The following is a 485-nucleotide window of genomic DNA, read 5'->3' on the forward strand; positions in this document are numbered from 1 at the left end:
TCAAGGTACGCATGAATTTCGCTTTGGCTTCTTTCGAAGGTCTGTAACGACAGACCCCATTCACTGTGGTTATCAGACAACCCAAGAACTTTAAACGTGTTGGGGAACCCACTTTACTTTTATCCTGGTTGACAGTTAATTTCAGGTCTTTTTCAATGAAGCGAGTAATACTTTGTAGCACCCGTTCACCGGCTCGTTTTGATTTTACGAAGATGACGAAGTCATCAGCGAAACGGACAAACTGGTGTCCTCGCTGTTCCATTTCTTTATCCAGTTCATGTAAGTACACATTACTGAGTAGGGGCGAAATTACGCCACCTTGTGGTGCGCCTGTTTTACTTTCTACGAATTCGCCAGACAGATCTATGACACCGCTCTGTAAGAACTTACGGATAATTTTCAGAATCATCTTATCCTGTATATACTGTTCGAGGTAATACATCAGCTTATCATGATTGAGTGTATCAAAGCATTGTTTCAAATCG

1 protein-coding gene is annotated in these 485 nt (G+C 41.6%); it reads right to left on the reverse strand.

The annotated features are described in order from the left end of the window. The coding region (locus ACYQ4S_RS12270; RefSeq protein WP_459771449.1) for a reverse transcriptase domain-containing protein at window positions 1-485 on the reverse strand (485 nt) is incomplete at both ends.

It is taken from the genome of Alkalibacterium sp. s-m-28 (assembly GCF_054658175.1).